Raw genomic sequence first — 422 nt, 5'->3', positions numbered from 1 at the left:
GTTAAATACCGCGGAAATATAAAGACCTAATTTTTGTTTGCAAGATATATTCTTTTTATTTCTTATAATTGCAACATCAGCAACGCATAAAAATAGAGTTGTACACTATAGTCAGCTCAAAATAAAATTGTTATGGTTAGGACAAACATCATAAAACAATTTGGATAAGTCGTTTTCCATCCAGCCTTGGCGTAGAAACTTCACCTGAGCCCATTTCTTCTCAATAGGGTTCAAATCAGGGCTGTACGGCGGCAGCCATAGAATACGATGACCATGCCTATTCAGTAGCTTTTGAATACGCTTACTCTTATGAAATCTGGCATTATCCATCACAATCACGCATTTGGTTTTAAGACTTGGGATTAGCTTGTGTTTGCACCAGTGATAGAAGACGATGCTGTTGATGTTGTGCTTAAAGTAAT

Annotated in this window: 1 protein-coding gene; it reads right to left on the bottom strand. The window is 36.7% G+C overall.

Annotated elements, in window-relative coordinates:
* Window positions 1-111 precede the first annotated feature (111 nt).
* Window positions 112-422, bottom strand: a 311-nt coding sequence (locus AAEZ03_RS26020) for a transposase (protein ID WP_350582622.1), incomplete at its 5' end; no start/stop codon positions are given.

It is taken from the genome of Pseudomonas sp. HY2-MNA-CIBAN-0224 (assembly GCF_040310285.1).
GTDB classification, from domain to species: Bacteria; Pseudomonadota; Gammaproteobacteria; order Pseudomonadales; family Pseudomonadaceae; genus Aquipseudomonas; species Aquipseudomonas helleri.
The sequence above is the reverse complement of the archived record's forward strand: the minus strand, read 5'-3'. Positions and strand labels throughout refer to the sequence as shown.